Source organism: Aeromonas sp. (assembly GCF_051657805.1).
In the GTDB taxonomy this organism is placed as follows: Bacteria; Pseudomonadota; Gammaproteobacteria; order Enterobacterales; family Aeromonadaceae; genus Aeromonas.
Window position 1 is genome coordinate 98,627 of record NZ_JBOFLJ010000021.1, and the last position, 22,769, is coordinate 121,395.

Consider the following 22,769-nt stretch of genomic DNA (forward strand, 5'->3'; position numbering starts at 1 on the left):
CGCTTCCAAAAACATGATCCAGCCCCAAAATGCACGAAGACGCCCGTGGGCGCCTTCGTCTTTTAGTCTAAAAAAACCTGCGGGATCAACGCTCCCAGTACACCTCTTCCAGGCTGTCTTCCTTCTCCGGCAGGCCGCGGGAGAGGCGCGGGCTGCTCTGGGCCAGCACCTCGTAGCTGACCCGGTTCGCATACTTGCACACCTGGGCCAGGGAGGAATAAGTCAGAAACTCGGACATGTGCTTGGCGGAATTCGGCACATTCATGCGGTGATAGGCGTTGGCCACCATGTCGTGCAGCACGGCGGAGAGAGCCCCGTCACCGGCGCCGTTGGTGTTCTTGATCTTCTCGGGCCCGCCCATGTAGGGGGAGATGTGGGAGTAGATGCGCGCGGGCTTGCGGCACTTGGCGCGAGCCATGGGGCGGCTGAATTCAAACATGTTGAACTCGGGGATGACGCCGGGCAGCAGGGTGTGGGTGGTCTCGCGCTTGTAGTCCTCGTCGGTGTAGCTCGCCATGTAGAGGCCGATGGGGCCGGCGGTGCAGAGCACCATGTCAGCCCAGTCTAGGGCCTTGTCGGCGGCGCCGAGGGGGTCTTTTATCCCGGTCAGGGCCTCGGCCTCGTCTTCGTTCATCGCGAGCACGGTCACGTTCTCGGCGATGAAGTCACGCCACCACTGGGGATTCTCGTCGATGACGAAACGGGTACCCAGGGTCAGCACCACGGGCACGCCAGCCTCGCGGGCATAGCGCACGGCGGTCATGGCCGCGTCCTTCATGGGGGTACCATCGGCGCCGCGCACCAGATAGGCGGTGATCACCAGGGCGGAAGCCTCCTTGATGATGGCCTCGGGGATGTGCGCCACATCCAGGTGATCCATCTTGCCGGCGTTGATGCCAAAGCTGCGCTCGCCCCCTTCGGTGATGAAGGTGAAGCAGCGGCCGACAGGGCCGTCCACCGGTTGCAGGTAGTCCAGGTTGACCCGGGAGGAGGTGTTGCACAGATAGCGGTAGGCGTAGCTGCCGATGCGAATGTCCTGGCTCATGACCCCGAGCAGGATGGAGTGGGAATCCGCCAGCACCGAGTAGTTGTGCATGGTGTTGCCTATGGTGCCGCCGGCAAACTCGCTCACCACCATGTTGTTGGTCTTGAGCTCTTCGTAGACCCGCTCCGCCACATCGTCGGAGATGAGCATGGAGTGGCCCTTGCTCAGGCCGTACCGGTTCAGGAAGTCTTCATCCACATGGGCTTCGATGTCCACCAGAGTCTGATCGATACCCACCACATAGGCCTTGCCCAGTTCGGTGAGCAGGGGATTTTGCGGGATCAGGGGATCACGCCTGTCGACCGGGAAGTAGTGTTTGGACTTGCGCTGACCGGGAAATTTCATGGCAATCTTCTGTGCTCTGGGGAAAAGAGGGGCGGGATTTTAACACAATCCGCCCCATCGAAAAGTCGCCCGTTTAAAATATGGGGTCAGTATAGACAAGGGCTGCAGAGGCAAACGTTTGACTCTGGCGGCATAAAAAAACCACCTCGGGGTGAGGTGGTTTTTGACAAATGGGCGGGTCAATCATCCCCCGAACGACAGCCCCTGTACCAGGGCCAGCACCGAGAAGAGGCCGAGGGAGAGCCAGAAGAAGAGGGTGCCAAACAGCCGCGGCTTGTTCGGTGCCTCTGGCAGCTGGATGCCGATGGCGTGCAGGACTCGTCCCACCAGCAGCAGCGCGCCGCCGAGGTGCAGCCAGAACACGCCGACCCCGGCCAGCTCGCACAGGGCCATCAGCAGCAAGGTGAGGGGCACGTACTCGGCGAAGTTGCCGTGAGCACGGATCGCCGCCAGCATCTCGGGCGCGTCCCCCGCCCCTATCTTCACCCTGAACTGGCGCCGGCGTTTGACCACCCAGAAGGAGAGCAGCAGGAACAGGAGCCCGAGGAGGCCTGCGTAGATCAGCGTGATATGCATCATGAAGACAATCCTTATCGTTTAACGTTGAAATCCCTGTCGATCACGCCAGCTCGCGGCAGATCAGCGACACCATCATGCGGATGTGGGCCTGATCGCTGTTGAGGGCGGGAATGTAGTGGAACTGCTCACCCCCCGCCTCGGTGAAGAGGTGGCGGTTCTCGACCTGGATCTCCTCCAGGGTCTCGAGACAGTCGGCGGAGAACGCCGGACAGATCACATCGAGCCGCTTGACCCCCTTGCTGGCCAGCTCAGTGATGGTCGCATCCGTGTAGGGCTTGAGCCACTCCTGTTTGCCAAAGCGGGACTGGAAGCTGGCGCTCCACTGCTCGGGGGCGAGGCCCAGGGCCTCCGCCAGCAGGGTGGCGGTGCGGCGGCACTGATGACCATAGGGGTCGCCCTCGTCCTCGCTGCGCTGGGGAATGCCGTGGAAGGACATCAGCAGATGCTCCCCCTGCCCCTGCTGTTCCCACTGGCGGCGCACGCTCATGGCCAGCGCCTGTATGTATTCCGGGTGGTTGTGATAATCGCGGATGAGCCGCATCACCGGCAGGTGGCGCTCGCTCTTCATCACCCGCGCCCAGCCGTCAAACACGGCGGCCGTGGTGCTGGCGGCGTATTGGGGGTAGAGCGGCAGCAGGATCACCCGGTTGACCCCCTGGGCCTTGAGGGCCTGCCAACCATCGCTCAATGAGGGATTGCCATAGGTCATGGCAAGCACCACGGGCACATCCACCCCTTCCCGCTTGAGCTCCTGCTCCAGCGCCGCCCGCTGACGCTGACTGATGGCCATCAGGGGAGAGCCCTCTTCGGTCCAGATCTGCTGGTAGAGTTTGGCGACCCGGGGAGCCCGCAGGGGCAGGATGACGAAATTGAGCAGGGGTGACCACAACAGGCGGGGGATCTCGACCACCCGCGGATCGCTGAGGAACTGGCTGAGGAAGGCCCGCACGGCCGAGGCGGTCGGTGCGGTCGGGGTCCCCAGATTGACGAGCAAGATCCCGGTTTTCGTGGTCACGTTAGCGTCCTGTCGTTATTGTCGTTCTTGTTATGATGCAAGAAAGGGCCCTGGATGGACCCTTACTTTAGACTCGTTGTCGAACCGGGGCGTATCAGCCCAGGATGGCGGCCAGCTGCTGGCTCACCAGATCCACCGGCTGGGTGCCGTCGATCTTGACGTAACGGGTGTTGCCCGCTTCCGCTTCCTTGCCGTAGAAGCCGATCAGCGGTGCAGTCTGCTGATGGTACACATCCAGACGCTTGCGCACTGTGGTCTCTTCGTCGTCGGCACGGATCACCAGATCCTCGCCGGTCACGTCATCCTTGCCTTCTACCTTCGGCGGGTTGAACACCACGTGGTAGGTACGGCCGGAGCCAGAGTGAACACGGCGGCCGCTCATGCGCTTGACGATCTCTTCGTCCGGCACGTCGAATTCCAGGACGAAGTCCACCACCACACCGGCATTCTTCATGGCTTGCGCCTGGGGGATAGTGCGCGGGAAGCCGTCCAGCAGGAAGCCGTTGGCGCAATCCGCTTGCGCGATACGTTCTTTGACCAGGCCGATGATGATGTCGTCAGAGACGAGCTGACCTGCGTCCATCACGGCCTTGGCCTTGAGGCCCAGCTCGGTGCCCGCCTTGATCGCCGCACGCAGCATGTCGCCGGTGGAGATCTGCGGAATACCGTGTTTTTCCATGATGAACTGAGCCTGAGTGCCTTTACCTGCACCCGGTGCTCCCAACAGAACAATGCGCATACACGCTCCTAATTGATTGGTTATTCAATTCTTGAGAAGGCAAAAAACTACACGGTTTCGCCCATTTTCACAAGCTTGCCCCGTGTAAGTGGCCACATTATCACCATGTGTTTGCCCGGGCACTACGACGAAAGGCGCAGGAGCCCTACACAAAAAATGATTGAAAATGCAGCAATCTTGTGGTCGGGCCAGTATCACCGCGAGCCGGCGTCTACCCATAAAAAAGGCCCACTGTATCAGTGGGCCACAAACGTCACGCCTGGAGTAACAGACGGTTGATACGGGCGACGAAGCTCGCCGGATCATTGAGGCCACCCTGTTCGGCCAACTGGGCCTGTTCGTGCAACAGGTTGACCCACTCCCCAAACAGGTTCTCGTCTGCGATGGTGTCGAGTTTTTTCACCAGCGCGTGCTCCGGGTTGAGCTCCAGGATGTACTTCTGCTCCGGCACCGGCTGGCCGGCGGCGCGCATCAGCTTGATCATCTGGGTGCTCATGCCGTGATCGTCGGTGACGATGCAAGAGGGGGAGTCGGTCAGGCGATGGGTGACGCGCACCTCTTTGATGGTGTCTCCCAGGCTCTGTTTGACCCGCTCAACCAGACCAGCGTTGGCCTTCTCGGCCTCCTCCTGCGCCTGTTTGGAGGCTTCGTCTTCCAGCTCGCCCAGATCCAGCTCGCCACGGGTAACGGAGACCAGTTGCTTGCCATCGAACTCGGTCAGGTGGCTCATCAGCCACTCGTCCACGCGCTCCCACATCAGCAGCACTTCGACGCCCTTCTTGCGGAAGATCTCGAGGTGCGGACTGTTCTTGGCGGCGGCGAAGCTGTCGGCTGTGATGTAATAAATCTTCTGCTGACCTTCCTTCATGCGGCCAACGTACTCTTCCAGGGAGACGGTCTGGGCTTCGCCCTCGCCGGCGGTACTGGCAAAGCGCAAGAGTTTCGCGATCTCTTCGCGGTTCGCGTAATCCTCGGCCGGGCCTTCTTTCAAGACGTTACCAAACTCGCTCCAGAACTTGGCGTACTTCTCGCCATCGTCCTTGGCCAGTTTGTTGAGCATGGTCAGCACGCGCTTGGAGCAGGCCTTGCGCAGGGAGGCGGTGACCTTGTTGTCTTGCAAAATTTCACGGCTGACGTTGAGCGGCAGATCGTTGGAGTCCAGCACCCCTTTCACGAAGCGCAGGTAGGTCGGCATGAACTGCTCGGCGTCATCCATGATGAAGACGCGCTGCACGTAGAGCTTGAGACCGTGCTTCTGATCGCGGTTGTAGAGATCGAACGGCGCGCGAGCCGGGATGTAGAGCAGGCTGGTGTACTCCTGCGCCCCTTCCACCCGGTTGTGACCCCACAAGAGCGGATCTTCGAAGTCGTGAGCGACGTGCTTATAGAACTCCTGATACTCCTCGTCCTTGATGTCCTTCGGATTACGGGTCCAGAGCGCGGTGGCGCGGTTGACCTGTTCCCACTCACCCGGGGTCCCGACGATGGTCTCACCGTCCTCTTCCCGATCCGGAGTGCCCTCCTTGTACATTTCGACCGGCACAGAGATGTGATCGGAATACTTGGCCACCACGGCACGCAGGCGCCAGTCGTCCAGGAACTCTTCTTCCTCGGCACGCAGGTGCAGGATGACGTCGGTACCGCGACCCTCTTTGGTCACGTCCGCCACGGTGAAGGAGCCTTCACCCTCGGATTCCCACTGTACGCCCTGGCTCGGCTCTGTGCCGGCGGCGCGGGAGATCACGGTCACCTTGTCGGCGACGATGAAGGCAGCATAGAAGCCGACCCCGAACTGACCGATCAGCTGGGAGTCTTTACCCTGATCACCGGAGAGGTGCTTGAAGAACTCGGCGGTGCCGGATTTGGCGATGGTGCCCAGGTGCTCAATCACCTGGTCACGGGTCATGCCGATGCCGTTGTCCGAGATGGTCAGGGTCTTGTTCTCTTTGTCCACCACCAGGCGCACGCGCAGCTGGCCGTCGTTTTCGAACAAAGAGGCATCGGAAAGCGCCTTGAAGCGCAGCTTGTCCGCCGCATCGGAGGCGTTGGAAATCAGCTCGCGCAGGAATACTTCTTTGTTGGAGTAGAGGCTGTGAGCCATCAGGCTCAGCAGTTGTTTGACTTCGGTTTGAAAGCCGTGGGTTTCGGCGTGAACACTTTGGGTCATCGACCAATCCTCAAAACGTCGGGTTGAACAGATTCCCAACCTAGATGGGGCTGGCCTCCCAAATATCAAGGGGCGAGTGTGCAAACTTGCTCACTCGCCCCTTCTTTGTACGGAAGATGTTCACCAAACCGCCGGCTCTTGAACCTGCGGATATGCCGCCGCGAGAAGCACATGAGCCTCGAACAAGGCTTCGCAGCAGGCACATCAACAGGGTTAGAGACGCTGACGCCCCATCAGGGAGTGGGACAGGGTCGTGCCATCCACCAGCTCCAGCTCGCCCCCCACCGGCACCCCGTGGGCGATGCGGCTCACCGCCACCCCGGCGGCCCGCGCCATGTCGGCGATGTACCAGGCGGTGGCGTCCCCCTCTATGGTGGGATTGGTGGCGAGGATCAGCTCCTGAATGGACTCGTCTTTCAGACGACGCTCCAGGATCTCCAGCCCCAGCTCCTCGGGGCCTATGCCGTCGAGCGGTGACAGGTGCCCCATCAGCACGAAGTAGCGGCCGGAGAACTGGCCTGTGTGCTCGATGGCAGCCACGTCCGCCGGGCTCTCCACCACGCACAGCAAGCCGCTCTCTTCCCGCTTGGGGTTAGCGCAGATCTCGCAGCGATCGTTCTCGGTGAAGGTGCGGCAGTGACTGCAGTGACCTATCTCGGTCAGCGCCCGATTGAGCAAGGAGGCCAGACGCAGGCCGCCGCTGCGCTCGCGCTCGAGCAGGGTGAACGCCATGCGCTGGGCCGACTTGGGACCGACGCCCGGCAGCACCTGCAGCGCCTTCATCATCTCATCGAGCAGGGGACTGAATTTCATGGGGATATCCTTTAAAGCCGCGCCGAAGGGAGGAGCATAGGGGCTGGCTTGATGCCGCGCCACTCCTCCATTCGAACCTAATCTTGTTGGCGCAGGACTATACCCGAGCCGGCTCCCTGCGCCAATGGCCTGCACCCGCCCTTGGCAAAACAGGGCGGCCGTGCCGGGTCGCTTTGGATGGCGCGGCGCCAAGGCAATGTTGAATCGGATTAATCCAGCAGGATGCGCTGGCGGCCGCAGTAAATCTCGGCCCGGCCCGGGCGGCAGAAGCCCGCCAGGGTGAGATTGCTCTGCTCCGCCCGCGCCACCGCAAGCTCGGTGGCGGCCGAGATGGCGAGCAGGATCTCGACCCCGGCGCTGGCACACTTTTGCACCATCTCGAAGCTGGCACGGCTGGTCACCAGGATGGCGCCGTCACGCCGACCGCTTCGGCAAAGATGCCCTACCAGCTTGTCCAGCGCGATATGGCGGCCCACGTCCTCGCGAATGGCGAGGATATTGCCCGCCAGGTCCAGGTGCACGGCGGCGTGGGTGGCGCCCGTGCTCTGCCCGAGCAACTGCAAGGGACGCAGAGCCGCCAGCACCTTGTCGATGTGAGCGACCGGGAGGCGCTGGCTGTTCGGCAGGGGCGGCAAGGTGCGCACCACCTGCGCCAGACTCTCGCTGCCACAGATGCCGCAGCCGGTGCGCCCCGCCAGGGTGCGTTTCTTCTCTTTCAGGCGATGGACGCAGCGATTGGCCAGCTCGATATGAAGTTCGATCCCCTGGCAGCTATCGCGCTGCTCCATGTCGTGGATGTCGTGCAGGCCGTCGATGATCCCCTCAGAAAGCGAGAAGCCGATGGCAAAGTCCTCCAGATCGGCGGCCGAGCACATCATCACGCTGTGGGCGATGCCGTTGTAGACCAGCGCCACCGGGGTCTCGGCGGGCAGCTGCATGGCGCTGTCGGTGGTGACGCCGGCGTTCTGGTAATGCACCACCTCGCGGTGGCTGCTCACGGGGTGCATGGGGCAATCCTGCTCTGCCAACATCTTGTCTGCCTTTAGTCGAGAGTGCGGGGAGCTTTCGCCGAGATGCCGAGTCGCTTCATCTTGGAGAGCAAGGTGGTGCGCTTCATGCCGAGGCGCTGGGCGGCGCCCCGCTCCCCCGCGACTATGCCGTTGCACGCCTCCAGCGCCCTGATGATGCTGGTCCGCTCATCCTCTCCCTGCGAGTCGTCTGAAGAGTTCACTTCTCGCTCGGGCGCCTTGAACAGCGCCTGGGCGGGCTCGTCATAGACCAGGGTCTCTATCTTGTGAAAACCCTTGAGGGGCAGGAGCTCATCCGGGGAGAGGTTGAGCACCTGGCCCCGGGTCATCACCACCGCCCGCTCTATGATGTTCTCCAGCTCGCGGATATTGCCGTACCAAGGCAAGGAAACCAGCATCTTCATGGCATCGGCCGGGATGGAGGTGATGCTGCGGCGCATCCGCTTGGCGATCTTCTTGATGAAGAAGTTGACCAGGAGCGGTATGTCCTCGCGGCGCTCGCGCAGGGGCGGCAGCTCGATGGGAAAGACGTTGAGGCGATAGTAGAGATCGCTTCGAAAGCGCTTGTTCTTGACCATGGAGAGCAGATCGCAGTTGGTGGCCGCCACCAGCCGCACGTCGATAGGAATGGGAGTGCTGTTGCCGACTCGCTCCAGCTCGTGCTCCTGCAATACCCGCAAGAGCTTGGGCTGCAGGTCCAGGGGCATGTCACCCACTTCATCCAGGAACAGGGTGCCCTTGTGGGCCCGCTCGAAACGGCCGATGCGCTGGCTCAGGGCGCCGGTGAAGGCCCCCTTCTCGTGACCAAACAGATCGCTTTCGATGAGACCGGTAGGGATGGCGGCGCAATTCACCTTCACCAGCTCTTGCTCGCTGCGGGCGCTGAGTTGATGGATGGCCCGGGCGATCAGCTCCTTGCCGGTCCCCGTCTCCCCCAAAATCAGCACCGAGCAGTCGCTCTGGGCCACCAGTTTCACCTTCTCCAGTACGTTCGCCATGGCCTCGCTCTGGTAGATGATGCTGGGGAAGTCCTCCCCCGGCAGGTTGTCCGCCACCCTGATGGTCTTGTCGCGGGCGCCGTTGGTGTTGGAGATCTCCTGCTGCGCCTGCACGTTGTTCATGGCGATGGCCGTGCGCGCCGCCACTTGTTCCAGCAGGGAGATATCGAGATCGGCGAAGAAATCTGCAGTGGGGTGAGAGAGGATCAAGACCCCCAAGAGGCTGCCGCGATAGCGCAGGGGCAGGATGCAGGAGCTGTTCGCATCGGGGGGCAGGATCTGGCTGGTGAAGCGGCAACCCGAGTTGCAGCCGTGGCCCTGCTCGCGGTAGACGAAGAAGGGCTCGCTGTGATTGAGGGCCCCCTGCAGGCAGTTCTTCTCGAAGCAGGAGTGGTTGATGATGCCGGGCTGATCGCTCTCGCGCTGGTTCACCAGATAGCTCTTGAAGCTGTCGGAGGTAGCGTTGTATTCCGCCAGACACAGGCTGCTGATGGCGAAATGGTGCTGCAAGATGGCGAACAGGCTCTTGGGGAGCTCGGCGATGCGCACCAGTTTGATCACCGCATTGGTGACGTCCACCAGGATCTTGCAGCTGTCGCGCTCGAGGCGCAGGGAGTTCGCCTGCTCCAGGGTGCGCTCCTTGTCCAGCACGTTCTCGAGCGCGATGGCGACAATGGCGGCGAGCTGGGTCAGCTTGGCCAGGGTCTCCATCGGGAAGGCGCTGGCCTGGGTGCTGATGAATTCTATACCGCCCAGGTGGCTGCGGGCCGTGGTGATGGGCAACTGGCAATAGGATTGCAGGTCATCATACACAGGGGTGCTGGCGAGCTTGGCGCAGCGATTCACGAAGCGCGCCGCCGGCAGGACGATGGCCTGCTCCTTGGCGGTGCGTGCCGGCAGGTGCAGATCCCCCCGCTGGCAGACGAGGTGCGCCGGTCCCTGCTCCCCCATGAAGTAGAAGGCCGCCTCCTCCGCTCCCAGGTTCAGGATGAGGTTGACCCGGGTCACCCCGTCGAAGCAGGCCTCGATGCGGTTGAGCTTGGTGATGAAGCCATCCAGGGTGACGGCGGAGAGCAGGGTCTTGGAGAGGGAGAGAAAACCGTCATCCCAGATGGGAGAGATATCGGTCAACGGGATGGCACTCACATTCAGCATTCAGGCCTCGCGTGATTTCTGTGTGGGGCAATTAGCAGGCACATTGCCATCGGCAACGGCGATTAGCGGAGCATCATCCAATTCCGTCAGTTGTTATAATTAAGACTTAATGAATTAACACTTAATTATAAAAACAAACATTCAGTGAAATAGCCTTTTGCTGGTGCAGCGCATAATAGAGCAGGCCCTTGGGCATTACAACCTGACAATTATTCACGCTCCGTCATCTCATATTGATTGTGCGGCCAGAATATATCGTCATTATCGGCGCCGTTGGCCGCCCATTGCGCTCCGATAAGCCGCCGATATCCCCTTTGCCCGCTGTCGCACCCTCAGGAAATATGCAGCTGATAGCGATGCAGCTTGAGACCGCCGAAGATGAACGCCGCCGACAGCAGCTGGAAAGCCACCAATAACCCACTGATATTGTCGGCTATTTCTGCTGATACCGCCTGATGGGTCAGGTAGATGACCAGGGTGCAGAGCCCCAGCAGCAGGCCGTTCACCAGGGTGGTGGAGAGGAAGGCGATGAGCCAGGCCACCTGCACGCTCAGGGCCGCCAGCACGGCGCCCATGGCCAGGCGTGCGGCCATAAAGCAGCCGAAGAAACCAAAGCCCAGCAGGAATATCAATTCGTCCTGCCATAAATAGCAGCCGACGCCCAATAACATCGCCAGAAAATAAGTCGATACATAGCAGATACCGAAGGATACATTTAATGCTTTGTTCATGAGAAAGCCTCCCACCGAAAAAAGGATGAGAGGATCCGGGCCCTGATAACAGGGCCTGGATCCGCTTGATTTAATGGCAATTACCCCTTGGCGGCGCTGCGCAATTTCGCCTTGAGCGCGCTGTATTCGGTCTGGACATAATTCTCTGCCTCAGACTGATTATCAATTCGCTCAATTTTCACCGCGCAGTACTTGTATTCCGGGGTGTAGGAGACGGGGTCCACGTGCTCTATGGTGAGCTCATTGCAGGCCCCTATCCACCACTGGTAGGTCATGTAGACCACGCCGGCGTTGACCCGCTCGTTGTAGTTCGCCCGGGTGATCACCTTGCCACGGCGAGACGAGATCCAGACCAGCGCCTGATCCTTGACCCCGAGCTTTTGTGCATCGCTTGGGTGGATCTGCACATAGCCGGGTTCATCGGCGAGCGTCTGCAGCGCAGAGCAGTTGCCCGTCATGGAGCGGCAGGAGTAGTGACCCACCTCCCGCACGGTGGAGAGCACCAGCGGGAAGTTTTCATCGGGCTGCTCCAGAGGTGGCCGCCACTCGGAGGCAATCAGCTGGCCCTTGCCGCTCGGGGTGGTGAACACATTGCCCTCGAACAGGGTGCTGGTGCCCGGGTGATCCTCGGTCGGGCAAGGCCACTGCACACTCTTGAGATCCGCCATCTTGTCGTAGCTGACCCCGGCGTAGAGCGGGCAGAGCCCACGCATCTCATCCCAGATCTGATGGGTGTCCCGGTACTCCATGGGATAACCCATGGCGGTCGCCATCAGGGAGAAAATGGCCCAGTCCGGTTTCACGTTGTCCGGTGGGGTCACCGCCTTGTAGAAGCGCTGGAAGCCGCGATCCGCCGAGCTGTAGACCCCCTCGTGCTCGCCCCAACTGGTGGCGGGCAGGATCACATCCGCCATCTCGGCGGTCTGGGTCATGAAGATATCCTGGACGATCACCAGATCCATGCCCCCCAGGGTGCGCCTGAACTGGGCAAGATCCGCTTCCGTCTGGGCCGGATCTTCACCAAAGATGTAGAAGGCCTTGCACTTGCCCTCCTCCACCTTGTGGCTGAGCTCGGTCAGGCGATAACCCGGTTTCTGGGAAAGCGTCTCCACGCCCCAGGCCTTGGCGAACTTGGCGCTGATGGCGGGATCAGACACGGACTGATAACCCGGGAACTGATGGGGCAGCATCCCCATGTCGCAGGTACCTTGCACGTTGTTCTGACCGCGCACCGGGCCGCAGCCGGTGCCGCGCCGGCCGAAGTTGCCGGTGAGCAGCGCAAGCCCCGCGAGGCCCTTGACCACGTCCACCGCCTGACCGTACTGGGTCACCCCCATGCCCCACAGGATCATGGAGGCCGGCGACGCCGCATAGGTGCGGATGGCGGCGCGGATATCCGCGGCCTTGAGGCCGGTGATCCCTTCCACGTATTCCGGGGTGTACTTGGCCACCAGCGCCTTGTAGGTCTCAAACCCTTCGGTGTAGTTGGCGACGAACTCCTTGTTATAGAGGTTTTCGGCGATCAGCACGTTGCCAAAAGCATTGACCAGCGCCATGTTGGAGCCGTTTTTGAGCGGCAGCCACTGATCGGCGATGCGGGCGGTTTCCACCATGCGCGGATCGCAGACGATCACCTTGGCTCCGTTCGCCTTCGCCTTGAGGATATGGCGCGCCACTATGGGGTGGGAATCGGCCGCATTGTAACCAAACACCAGCAGGCATTTAGTCTCTTGAATTTCGGGAATGGCGTTGCTCATGGCGCCGTTGCCTACAGTTGTCTCCAGACCGGAGACTGAGGGTGCGTGTCACACCCTCGCGCAGTGATCGACGTTGTTCGTCCCAAGCACGGCGCGGGCAAATTTTTGCATCACATAGTTGGCTTCGTTGCCGGGACCGCGGGCCGAGCCAGTGGTCATGATGGCGTCGGCTCCGTATTTCGCCTTGATGGCCGACAAGCGGCTGCTGGCAAAACCGATGGCCTCGTCCCAGGAGACAGCTTCGAGCTTGCCACCGCGCTCGCGGCGGATCATCGGGCTCTTCAGGCGCGGGGTCAGCAGGTTGGTGTCGTTCAGAAAATCCCAACCGTAGTAGCCCTTGAGGCAGAGCTGCCCCTCGTTGGTGCGGCCGTGGGCGCCTTCTGCCCCCACCACCTTGTCGTTATCAACCAGCAGGTTGATCTTGCAACCGGTGCCGCAATAGGGGCAGACGGTAATGACCTTTTTCATGATGAACACTCTTGTTGGTTAACGATAAATGGTTGGATTGGTTGCGCTATGGCTCTCTGGCAGTGCCTATGACGAGAAAAAGTCACACAAGGCAGATAGAAACACTGCACCATCACAGCCCCAGCCGGCGGGTCGGCATCCTGGTCGGCGCCGGGATGGCGGCTCGCGACTTATGCCTATCGCCATGTCATTGGCACGAACGGGCACGCCGTCGCCCGCTGCCAAAGGCGCCACTAACCCGCCAGCATGGCCTCGGCGCTGGCCAGCTGTTTCTGCCGGTTGATGGTCGCCAGACCCTCAGGGGTCACCAGACGCAGCGCCTGGGTCGGGCACACCTCGACGCAGGCCGGGCCCGCCTCGCGGTGACGGCAGAGATCGCACTTCAAGGCTTGCGCCTTGCATTGGGGGCGCTTGAACAGCGCATCGGCGGCCGGCGCCACCTCTTGCACCACCACCGCCATGGCGCCGTAGGGGCAGGCCACCACGCAGGATTTGCAGCCGATACAGCGCGCCTGATAGACCTTGACGTGACCATCCTCGGTGACGATGGCGTTATTGGGGCAGGCCTTGGCGCAGGGCTTGTCCTCGCACTGGCGGCAGAGCACTGGGGTGGTCACCTTGCTGCCGACGATGACCTTGAGGCGCGGCTGAAAATAGCTGTCCTTGGAGACCAGATGCCCCTCTTCGATGGCGAGATGCAGGCCGCTGTCTCGCTCGACGGTGCCGCTCGCGGCAGACTGGTGTGACACGGCGCAGGCCACCTCACAGGTACGACACCCAATGCAGAGACTGGGATCGGCAATCACAAAGCTGTTCATAGGGAGGGATCCTAAATGGTTCTATGCCACCGCCCGGATCACCCAAGGACCCGGCCGGTTATCCCACTAGGCATGAATCAGACCAAACCGGCCTCCCTTCTCGATAAAAGTCACAAACCACTGAAAATAAAGGATTAACCAGATTTCCCTGTCGGCGTATTTGAACCGATGACGATGACGACAGCGGCCCGCCACCACCCTCGACACGACAAAAGTGACGAGCTCGACACCCGACGACAACTCCCTACCCCATCGAACAGGCCGACCACTCGACGACATGCCGACGAGGTATCGATGAAGTAGAGGCAAGAGGGCGCAAGACAGCGCTGACAGGCCCTGTAAGGGGCAGATTGGGGGCGAAGTTGTTTAGTTTTGCTACCATAAAACTGAAAGTCATAAAGAAAAACAGAACAAAAAAGTCCCTCTATTGACTCATTTATTGAGCAAGATCCGGTTTCCAACGCCTCCCCCTTCTGTTTTTTATCCAAGCGGATAGCATGCCCATATGGAGACCTCTCTGTTGGGGATGTGCTAATGGAATCGTGAGATCAAGTCGCGTACGTTGCAGGCAATAAAATAGGGTAGGAACTTAGATTCACTGAGCAATTTCTATTAGATGACAATAGTGAATATAAACTTCGAATTCTATGACCATTTTTACTGTAAAGAAGAGTAGAAAGGATAATTTAAAAGATGAGAAGTTATCGGATACGAGGCTAGTAAAGGGAACCTATGTAAGAGTAAAACCCTATGAAATAAATATTTCCAGAAAATGAAAACAAAATTTATTTTGATATTTGAAGTAACTACCAATAAAAATTGAGCAGGCCATTTATGAGAAAAGAACAAGACCCTATGACGGGATTTAAAACTCTAGAACTAGCTTTTTCGCAAGGTTTTCGCATGCAGCGAATTCCATTTAATGAAGACTTCTTCTTTACCAGAGATAAAACATTTAATACCTGCCGTTACACCTACGCTAAGCTAGACAAATTAAAAGTATTACAGACAGTAGTATTACATGAAAACGAACCATTGAATGGCTTTCCATGTTATTGTTTATTCTATGGAACCTTACCAGAACTAAGAGGAAAGGGCCTAACTGCCCCATTCGTTAAAAAAGCCATAGAGCAATTTACAAAGGACCTACCACGACGTATACATGAGTTTTATATTGAGACAATTGTAGATATAGATAATACCCCTTCATTATCTATTGCCAGCAAGCTATTTGGTGATGCTTCCCATGATGGTGTCGATAAAAGTACAGGCTCACCGTCAAGAATATGGCAGACAAGGATTTTCAGATAAAGGGATACTATATTTACTTTAAAACTTACAATAATGTTTTAGATTTATCATTAAATATCAAAGCATGTGAGGATATATGTGGGAAAATCGATTTGAAGAAGCAACAAACAGTGGTTTTAACCGTGATGAGTTCGGTCGAGATAGAGCTAGAATAATTCACTCTGCATTTTTTAGGCGTTTACAAGGGAAAACTCAAGTATTAGGGTTGGGAGAAAGTGATTTTTATAGAACAAGGCTAACCCATTCCCTAGAGGTTGCACAAATTGGTGGAGGGATAGCAGAGTTTCTCAAAGAGACATATGCTGATAACGAGGAAATACTAACTATTCTACCTGAACAAAATCTTATTGAATCCATTGGTCTAGCCCACGATATTGGTCACCCACCTTTTGGCCATGGTGGTGAAGTCGCACTAAATTATTCAATGAGAGATCATAATGGGTTTGAAGGCAATGCACAAACACTTAGGATTTGCACAAAACTTGGCGAATACTCAGATTGTGGTGGACTAAATCTGACTCGAAGGACATTACTTGGCCTGATTAAGTACCCTTCGTATCACAGCTCCGTAGTCAATCGTGAAATATATCAAGATTATGGTGGTGTTAATTTAGATTCATACCACCCACCAAAATGCATTTTTGACTGTGACAAAAACCATGTAGATTGGATCCTACAGGCCTTCAACACCGATCAAGATCTCTTCCAATCTTATTCTACCAAATCAGGGAAGCATGGAAAACCACTATACAAATCATTAGACTCTAGTATTATGGAAATGGCTGATGATATTGCTTATGGTGTACATGACCTTGAAGACTCTATTGCTCTAAGGCTTGTTAGTGAAAGAAACTGGAAAAATGAGGTTGTTGATATAATCAGAGATCCATTAAGAACGCTACCACTTTCAGGCCAAATTGAAAATTTAACACAGCAACTATTCTCGGGTGAAAACAAGACAAGAAAAAGAGCTATTAGCTATCTTGTTAACTATTTCGTTGTCAGCTCTGTAATGGAAAAACAAAATAAATTCTCACATAACTTGCTTGATTATCAAGCAAAACTAAATCCATTACAAAATGAAGAACTTAAAATATTCAAAGATTTCGTAGTTAAAAATGTCATTAAAACCCCTGAAGTTCAGACCCTAGAATATAAAGGGCAACAAATGATAGTGCAATTATTCGATGTGATTGCCAACAACCCATCAAGACTACTTCCTGTGAAATATTATGAAAAATATCTTCATGAAGGTGAAAACATGAGAGTGATTTGTGACTATTTAGCAGGAACGACTGATGACTACGCAACTCGTTTATATCATAAAATATTCACGCCATCATCTGGTTCGATATTTGATAGGTTATGATTTATAAGCGTGAGAAATTAGTTAGATATATGACACAGTTAAGCTGTGAAAAGCTTATTAAAAATAAATGTTAGCAGTGCAATAAACTTATTTAAGTTTATATTTGTTGATTTAATTGTGGCCGTGATTATAACGGCCACGTATCGTTCTTTATCTCATAAAAGAAGACTCTATCGCCGCCCAACTCCACCGTCTTTACGATTCAGAAAGCTAAGTTATTGGTCAGCATTTTATCGTTTATTTCTTGGCCAGCTTGATGGAAAACTCTGGCTAAAATGGATAGCCAGCTAAAACAATCACTTGCCCGCTATCCGGTGCCTTGTTTTAATCATCGTCCAATTAATAAGCTCACTCAAAATACCCTTTTGATTATTTATACCAGCACCTATTCCCACAGACTCTGTGTCATCATGAGCTGAATCGCAGATGAACAGACTGTGTCCATGATGAGCCTATTCCTTCTATCAAGTTAATGTCCCTTCCAAGCACCTTGAATACCCTCCCGAACGACTGTCGGTGAACGTCCGATAGCGCGGGGCCCCTGCGCTGGCAGCTGCCAGCGACACTCTGACAAGACAATTTTATGAACTGCACTAACAAACCCGCCCTCTCCGGCGTGACGCTTGCGGCGATCGGCGTGGTCTATGGCGATATCGGCACCAGTCCGCTCTATACCCTGCGCGAGTGCCTCTCCGGCCAGTTTGGCTTCGGGGTCGAGCCCGCCTCCATCCTGGGCTTTCTCTCCCTGATCTTCTGGCTGTTGATCCTGGTGGTCTCACTCAAGTACCTCTCCTTCGTGATGCGAGCCGACAACGCAGGGGAAGGGGGCATCCTGACCCTGATGTCGCTGGCGACCCGCAACAGCTCGGAGAAATGGGCCCCGGCGCTCATCATCCTCGGGCTCATTGGCGGCAGCTTCTTCTACGGCGAGGTGGTGATCACCCCCGCCATGTCGGTGATGTCGGCCATCGAGGGGCTGAAAATTGTGGCGCCCTCCCTCGACGCCTACATAGTGCCGCTCTCGGTGCTGGTATTGACCCTGCTGTTTGCCATTCAAAAGCACGGCACCGCCACCGTGGGCAAGCTGTTTGCCCCCATCATGCTGCTCTGGTTTTTGACTCTGGCGGCGCTCGGCCTTCGCAGCATCTTCCAGAACCCGGAGGTGCTGGGGGCGCTCAACCCCATCTGGGCGCTGCGCTTCTTTATGGAGTATCAGCTCACCTCCTTCTTTGCCCTCGGCGCCGTGGTACTGGCCATCACAGGGGTGGAGGCGCTCTACGCCGACATGGGCCACTTTGGCAAGCTCCCCATCCAGCGCGCCTGGTTTATGGTGGTGCTGCCATCGCTCGTGCTCAACTACTTCGGCCAGGGCGCCCTGCTGCTGCGCGACCCCGAGGCCATCGCCAACCCCTTCTTCCTGCTCGCCCCCCAATGGGCTCTACTGCCGCTCTTGCTGCTGGCGACCCTGGCCACAGTCATTGCCTCCCAGGCGGTGATCTCCGGGGTCTTCTCCCTGACTCGCCAGGCGGTGCGCCTCGGTTATCTCTCACCCATCCGCATCGTGCACACCTCGGAGCAGGAGTCCGGCCAGATCTACATTCCGGTCATCAACTGGATGCTCTATGTGTCCGTGGTGATCGTGATTGTGAGCTTCGAGCACTCCAGCAATCTGGCGGCCGCCTATGGCATCGCCGTGACCGGCACCATGGTGCTGACCACCATCCTCTCGTGCTCGGTGGCCAGGAACAGCTGGCACTGGAACAAGTACCTGGTGGCCGGCCTGCTCGCCCTGCTGCTCGCCATCGACGTGCCGCTGTTTGCTGCTAACCTCGCCAAAATAGTCTCCGGCGGCTGGCTGCCGCTGACCCTGGGGGCCGTGATGTTCACCATCATGACCAGCTGGAAGAGCGAGCGTTTCCAGCTTATTCGGCGCCTCAACGAGCACGGCAACTCGCTGGATCCCATGATCGCATCCTTGGAAAAATCCCCGCCGACCCGGGTGGCGGGCACCGCCGTCTATATGTCGCGGGTGATCAATGTGATCCCCCATGCGCTTTTGCATAACCTCAAGCACAACAAGGTGCTGCACGAGCGCATCATACTGCTGACCCTGAAGGTGGAAGATGCGCCCTACGTCCACAACGTGCGCCGGGTCTGCATCGAGCAGCTCTCCCCCACCTTCTGGCGGGTGGTGGCGAGTTACGGCTGGCGCGAGACCCCGAACGTGGAGGAGATCTTCCATCGCTGCAACGCAGAAGGCCTGAGTTGCCGCATGATGGAGACCTCCTTCTTCATGGCCCACGAGTCCCTCATCATGCGAGAACGCCCCTGGTACCTATATCTGCGCGGCAAGCTGTTTATGCTGCTGCAGCGCAACGCCCTGCGCGCGCCGGATCAGTTCGAGATCCCGCCCAACCGGGTGATCGAGCTCGGCTCGCAAGTGGATATCTGATGGCGTGAATACCGCCAGATAGAAAGAGGGAGGCATAGGCCTCCCTCTTTTTTTTGCCGTTAACCATGGGCGAGGTCGATGCCGCCCCCTCATCCCCAACCTTTCTCCCGCGAGGGGAGAAGGGAGTAGAGCGCTGATGCTCGCAGCTCCGCTAGATCTAATAAGTGCAACGCATTACATGCAGATATTGTGTGCGCAGATATTGCATAAGTGGCGCAATTCACTGCGTATATTGCACCCGACCAATCCCCCGCCCCACACCGCTTTTCCTAGGTGACGAACTCTCTCCCGCCCCTCGTCACAAGTGACGAACGTCACGGTTCGACACCCAAGGGCGCCGTCGTCATCTCTTGCCACTCAAATTTAAACTCATTTAAAACAGCCACTTGAACGCATTCCCATAGCCCAACTCGATTTGGCCCACATTTTGCCAACCTGCCCCTACTTTCTCCGTTCGCGACACGACAAGGTAGGCTATGAACCGCTTCGTTATCGCTGATCCCAAACTTTGTATCGGTTGTGGCACCTGTATGGCCGCCTGCAGCACGGTTCACAAGGCCAAGGGTTTGCAACAGGCCCCCCGATTAACCGTCATGCGACACGAGCAGGCGACCATGCCGGTTCAGTGCCGTCACTGTGAAGACGCCCCCTGCATCAAGGTCTGCCCGGTCGAGGCCATCGCCCAGACCGAGGATACGGTGCAACTGAACGAATCCCTGTGCATTGGCTGCAACCTGTGCGCCGTGGCCTGCCCGTTTGGCGCAATCCAGAGCGGCGGCAGCCGGCCTGTGGCCATGTCCAACAGCTACGACACCTATATCCCCTGCACCATTCGCTCCAGCAACCCGTCCACCTCGGCGGGGCTCAGCACCTTTGGCTCGGATCTGCTGAGCTGGGAGCCCGGCGTGCGTGCCATCGCGGTCAAATGCGATCTCTGCGCCTTTCGCGAGGATGGCCCTGCCTGCATCGAGGCCTGCCCCTCCCAGGCGCTGACCCTGGTCAATGACAATGTCTGCGCGAGCGCCGCCCGCGAGCGCCGCCTGCAAGCGGCCAGCGCCCATCCCGAGCTGGCCTCAAGTTTTGCCACCTCTTGTTCGGCCAAGGCCGCCACGACCCGACAGGGAGAATGCTGATGTTGCCTTCATGGATCCCGGGCATCTTGCTGCTCTTCTTGCTGGGGGCCGCCGCCGGCCTCTTGCTGCACAAACAGGCGCCCCTCGCCAATCGCCTCAATAGCGGCTTCGCCCTGCTGGGATCGCTCGCCGGTGTCGTGGTCGCCGTGCAGGCCCTCGCCTCCGGTGAGACGCTTTACGGCCAGCTCTGGCTGCTGGGCTCGATGCACCTCGATATGCTGGCCGCCCTGATGCTCTTGGTGATAACCCTGGTTGGCACCGCCGTGTCCCTCTACTCCTTTGCCTATATCCGCGAATACCAAGGCAAGGGAGACGTTTCTATCGGCGTATTAATGAACCTCTTCCTGTTCGCCATGGTGGGCATGGTGCTGGCCGACAATGCGCTGGGCTTTTTGCTCTGCTACGAGCTGGTGACCCTCACCAGTTACTGGCTGGTCAAACGCAATCCTGACGCAGCCAAACAGAGCCGGCTGTATCTGGTCATGAACCATATCGGCATGGCGCTGGTGCTCGTTGCCTTCTGGCTGCTCTGCCGTGAGAGTGGCAGCCTGGAGTTCAGCGCTCTGCGTGAACAGCATCTGGCCGGGGCGCTGGCCTCCCTGGTGTTCCTGCTCTGCTTCTGCGGTTTTGGCCTGCGCGCCGGGTTCGTGCCCCTGCACGGCTGGTTGCCGGTGGCCGAGCCCGTCGCCCCCTCCCATATCTCGGCGCTGATGTCTGGCGTCATGGTGAAGCTCGGTCTATTCGGTATTCTGCGGGTCGCCATCGACTTTCTCGGTGCCAGCCAGCTCTGGTGGGGCTACATGGTGCTGATCTTCGGCGCCTGCTCGGCGGTACTCGGGGTGCTGTTTGCGCTCGCCGAGCACGATCTCAAGCGGCTGCTCGCCTACCACACGGTGGAGAACATCGGCATCATATTGATGGGGATGGGGATCGGCATGATAGGCCTTGCCAACCAGCAACCCACCCTGGTGGAGCTGGGGCTGCTCGGCGCCCTCTATCACCTGCTCAATCACGCCATCTTCAAGAGCCTGCTGTTTATGGGCACGGGCTCTGTGATGTTCCGCCTGCATACCCGCGACATGGACAAGATGGGGGGCCTCGCCAAGCTGATGCCCTGGACGGCGCTGGCGTTTCTCATCGGCGCCATGGCCATCTCGGCGCTGCCGCCGCTCAACGGCTTCGTCAGCGAATGGTTCATCTATCAGGCCCTGCTCAGCATGACCAGGCTCGGCACCTCGGTCGTCGCGCCGCTCGCCGTGGTGATGCTGGCGGTGACCGGCGCCATGGCGGTGATGTGCTTCGTCAAGGTCTACGGCATCTGCTTCTGCGGCGCCCCGCGCAGCGAGAAGGCGAGTCAGGCCCGCGAAGTGCCACACACCATGGTGGCAGGTACCCTACTGCTGGCCGCCGTCTGTCTGGTGCTGGGGCTCGGCGCCCCCTGGATTGCCCCCCTGGTCAACGGCTACGGTCAGGCCCTTGTCGCCGCTCACTTGGCAAGTTCCGTGACCAGCACAGTGGCAACCGGCGCAACCCTGCTGCCGCTCGATAGCAGCCAGGCAGTGCTCTCTCCGCCTGTGATTGCCATTACTTTGATTGGCCTCTTCCTGATCCCATTGCTCTTGCTCGCCCTGTTCAAGGGACCCAAGCTCGGTCGCCGCCACGCCGGCACCCCCTGGGCCTGCGGCTACGCCTATGAGGAGCGCATGAGCCTCACCTCAGGCGGCGTCACCCATACCTTGCGCCGGCTGTGCGCGCCGCTCTATCGGCAGCAACCGCGCCTCGACCTGGCAACCCCGCTGCACGGGGTGAGTGAGTCGCCGTCCATCGCTGGCTGGCTGCTTCACGGCCTGGTGCTGGCGCTCTTTATCCTGATGGCCGTAGGAGTCTGACCATGCCTGTTCTCGAAATGCCAAGCTGGGGCATGGTGGCCCTCGCCCTCACCCAGGCCCTCGCCATGCTGGCGCTGGCACCGCTCGCCACCGGTTTTAACCGTGTGCTGCGAGCCAAGATGCACTCACGCCAGGGGCCGGGCCTGCTGCAGGATTACCGGGATATCGGCAAACTGCTGCGCCGCCAGGAAGTGACGCCAGAGCCCGCTGGCATCTTCTTCAACCTGACGCCCTCCCTGCTCATCGCCACTCTGCTGTTGGTGGCCATGGCGCTGCCGACCCTGACTCACGAGTCCCCCTTCCCCATTGCCGGAGATCTCATCACCGACATCTATCTGTTCGCCATCTTCCGCTTCTTCTTCGCCCTCACCGGGCTCGACAGCGGCAGCATGTTTGCAGGCATAGGTGCTCGCCGGGAGCTCACCCTCGGCATCCTGGTCGAACCCATTCTGGTGCTGGCCTGCTTCATCATGGCGATGATGGTGGGCAGCTCGGATCTCGGCAACATCAGCACCTATGTGGCGACCCAGCCGCTGGCCGCCCCCGTCGCCACCCTGCTGGCGGGGGCCGCCTGCGCCTTCGCGGTCTTCGTGGAGATGGGCAAGCTGCCCTTTGACTGCGCCGAGGCAGAACAAGAGTTGCAGGAGGGGCCGCTCACCGAATACTCGGGCGCCGGCCTCGCCCTGTTCAAACTCGGCATCGGTCTCAAGCAGCTTGTTGTGGTGCAGCTGTTCCTCGTGATCTTCCTGCCCTTTGGCAAGGCGGCAAACTGGAGCCTGCCGGCGCTCGCCATGGCCGCGCTCATCCTGCTGTGCAAGCTGGTGGTGGCCTTTGCCCTGGCCGGCATCATCGAAAACGCCATGGCCCGCACCCAGTTCGTGCGCACCCACAGGCTGACCCGCTATGGCCTGGGGCTCGCCCTCTTGGCCCTGCTCGCCTATCTGGTCGGGGTATGAG

At 58.5% G+C, this 22,769-nt stretch carries 17 protein-coding genes; 6 read left to right on the plus strand and 11 right to left on the minus strand.

Going from position 1 to position 22,769, the window contains the following annotated elements:
• Positions 1–85: 85 nt before the first annotated feature.
• The 11 genes from ACRCYW_RS07730 to ACRCYW_RS07780 form a co-directional block, all read right to left on the minus strand.
• The gene (locus ACRCYW_RS07730; RefSeq protein ID WP_438549541.1) at positions 86–1,390 is read right to left on the minus strand and encodes an inosine/guanosine kinase; all 1,305 of its coding nucleotides are present in this window, start codon (positions 1,388–1,390) and stop codon (positions 86–88) included.
• 183 nt (positions 1,391–1,573) lie between these two features.
• The gene (locus tag ACRCYW_RS07735; protein WP_438549542.1) at positions 1,574–1,969 is read right to left on the minus strand and encodes an MAPEG family protein; all 396 of its coding nucleotides are present in this window, start codon (positions 1,967–1,969) and stop codon (positions 1,574–1,576) included.
• A gap of 40 nt (positions 1,970–2,009) precedes the next feature.
• The gene (gene hemH / locus ACRCYW_RS07740) at positions 2,010–2,984 is read right to left on the minus strand and encodes a ferrochelatase (RefSeq protein ID WP_438549543.1); all 975 of its coding nucleotides are present in this window, start codon (positions 2,982–2,984) and stop codon (positions 2,010–2,012) included.
• A gap of 94 nt (positions 2,985–3,078) precedes the next feature.
• Entirely contained in the window at positions 3,079–3,723 is a 645-nt protein-coding gene (adk, locus tag ACRCYW_RS07745; RefSeq protein WP_438549544.1) for an adenylate kinase, read from the minus strand.
• A gap of 253 nt (positions 3,724–3,976) precedes the next feature.
• The gene (gene htpG, locus ACRCYW_RS07750; RefSeq protein ID WP_438549545.1) at positions 3,977–5,890 is read right to left on the minus strand and encodes a molecular chaperone HtpG; all 1,914 of its coding nucleotides are present in this window, start codon (positions 5,888–5,890) and stop codon (positions 3,977–3,979) included.
• Positions 5,891–6,103: 213 nt separating this feature from the next.
• Entirely contained in the window at positions 6,104–6,703 is a 600-nt protein-coding gene (gene recR / locus ACRCYW_RS07755) for a recombination mediator RecR (RefSeq protein WP_438549546.1), read from the minus strand.
• A gap of 209 nt (positions 6,704–6,912) precedes the next feature.
• A complete protein-coding gene (fdhD, locus tag ACRCYW_RS07760) occupies positions 6,913–7,734 on the minus strand; it encodes a formate dehydrogenase accessory sulfurtransferase FdhD (protein ID WP_438549547.1) in 822 nt (273 codons plus the stop codon).
• An 11-nt stretch (positions 7,735–7,745) separates the two neighbouring features.
• Positions 7,746–9,884 (minus strand): sigma 54-interacting transcriptional regulator, encoded by a 2,139-nt coding sequence (locus ACRCYW_RS07765; RefSeq protein WP_438549548.1) that lies wholly within the window; start codon positions 9,882–9,884, stop codon positions 7,746–7,748.
• Between the two features lie 332 nt (positions 9,885–10,216).
• On the minus strand, positions 10,217–10,615 hold the full coding sequence (locus ACRCYW_RS07770; RefSeq protein ID WP_438549549.1) for a hypothetical protein: 399 nt from the start codon (positions 10,613–10,615) through the stop codon (positions 10,217–10,219).
• A gap of 80 nt (positions 10,616–10,695) precedes the next feature.
• On the minus strand, positions 10,696–12,840 hold the full coding sequence (fdhF, locus tag ACRCYW_RS07775; RefSeq protein ID WP_438549550.1) for a formate dehydrogenase subunit alpha: 2,145 nt from the start codon (positions 12,838–12,840) through the stop codon (positions 10,696–10,698).
• Positions 12,841–13,073: 233 nt separating this feature from the next.
• Complete coding sequence (locus tag ACRCYW_RS07780; RefSeq protein ID WP_438549551.1) at positions 13,074–13,658, minus strand: 4Fe-4S dicluster domain-containing protein; 585 nt, start codon at positions 13,656–13,658, stop codon at positions 13,074–13,076.
• Between the two features lie 834 nt (positions 13,659–14,492).
• On the opposite strand from ACRCYW_RS07780, the gene ACRCYW_RS07785 reads away from it, so the two are divergent.
• From ACRCYW_RS07785 to ACRCYW_RS07810, 6 genes are all read left to right on the plus strand, one after another.
• Positions 14,493–14,969 carry a hypothetical protein gene (locus tag ACRCYW_RS07785; RefSeq protein WP_438549552.1) on the plus strand — a complete coding sequence of 159 codons (477 nt, stop codon included), beginning with the start codon at positions 14,493–14,495 and terminating at the stop codon, positions 14,967–14,969.
• Between the two features lie 76 nt (positions 14,970–15,045).
• Positions 15,046–16,338, plus strand: coding sequence for an anti-phage deoxyguanosine triphosphatase (locus ACRCYW_RS07790; protein ID WP_438549553.1), 1,293 nt, complete (start codon positions 15,046–15,048; stop codon positions 16,336–16,338).
• Between the two features lie 583 nt (positions 16,339–16,921).
• Entirely contained in the window at positions 16,922–18,790 is a 1,869-nt protein-coding gene (gene kup / locus ACRCYW_RS07795; RefSeq protein ID WP_438549554.1) for a low affinity potassium transporter Kup, read from the plus strand.
• A 476-nt stretch (positions 18,791–19,266) separates the two neighbouring features.
• On the plus strand, positions 19,267–19,923 hold the full coding sequence (locus ACRCYW_RS07800) for a 4Fe-4S dicluster domain-containing protein (protein ID WP_438549555.1): 657 nt from the start codon (positions 19,267–19,269) through the stop codon (positions 19,921–19,923).
• On the plus strand, positions 19,923–21,812 hold the full coding sequence (hyfB, locus tag ACRCYW_RS07805; RefSeq protein ID WP_438549556.1) for a hydrogenase 4 subunit B: 1,890 nt from the start codon (positions 19,923–19,925) through the stop codon (positions 21,810–21,812). Before ACRCYW_RS07800 ends, hyfB begins: the two co-directional genes overlap by 1 nt.
• 2 nt (positions 21,813–21,814) lie before the next feature.
• On the plus strand, positions 21,815–22,768 hold the full coding sequence (locus ACRCYW_RS07810) for a respiratory chain complex I subunit 1 family protein (protein WP_438549557.1): 954 nt from the start codon (positions 21,815–21,817) through the stop codon (positions 22,766–22,768).
• Position 22,769: the final 1 nt, after the last annotated feature.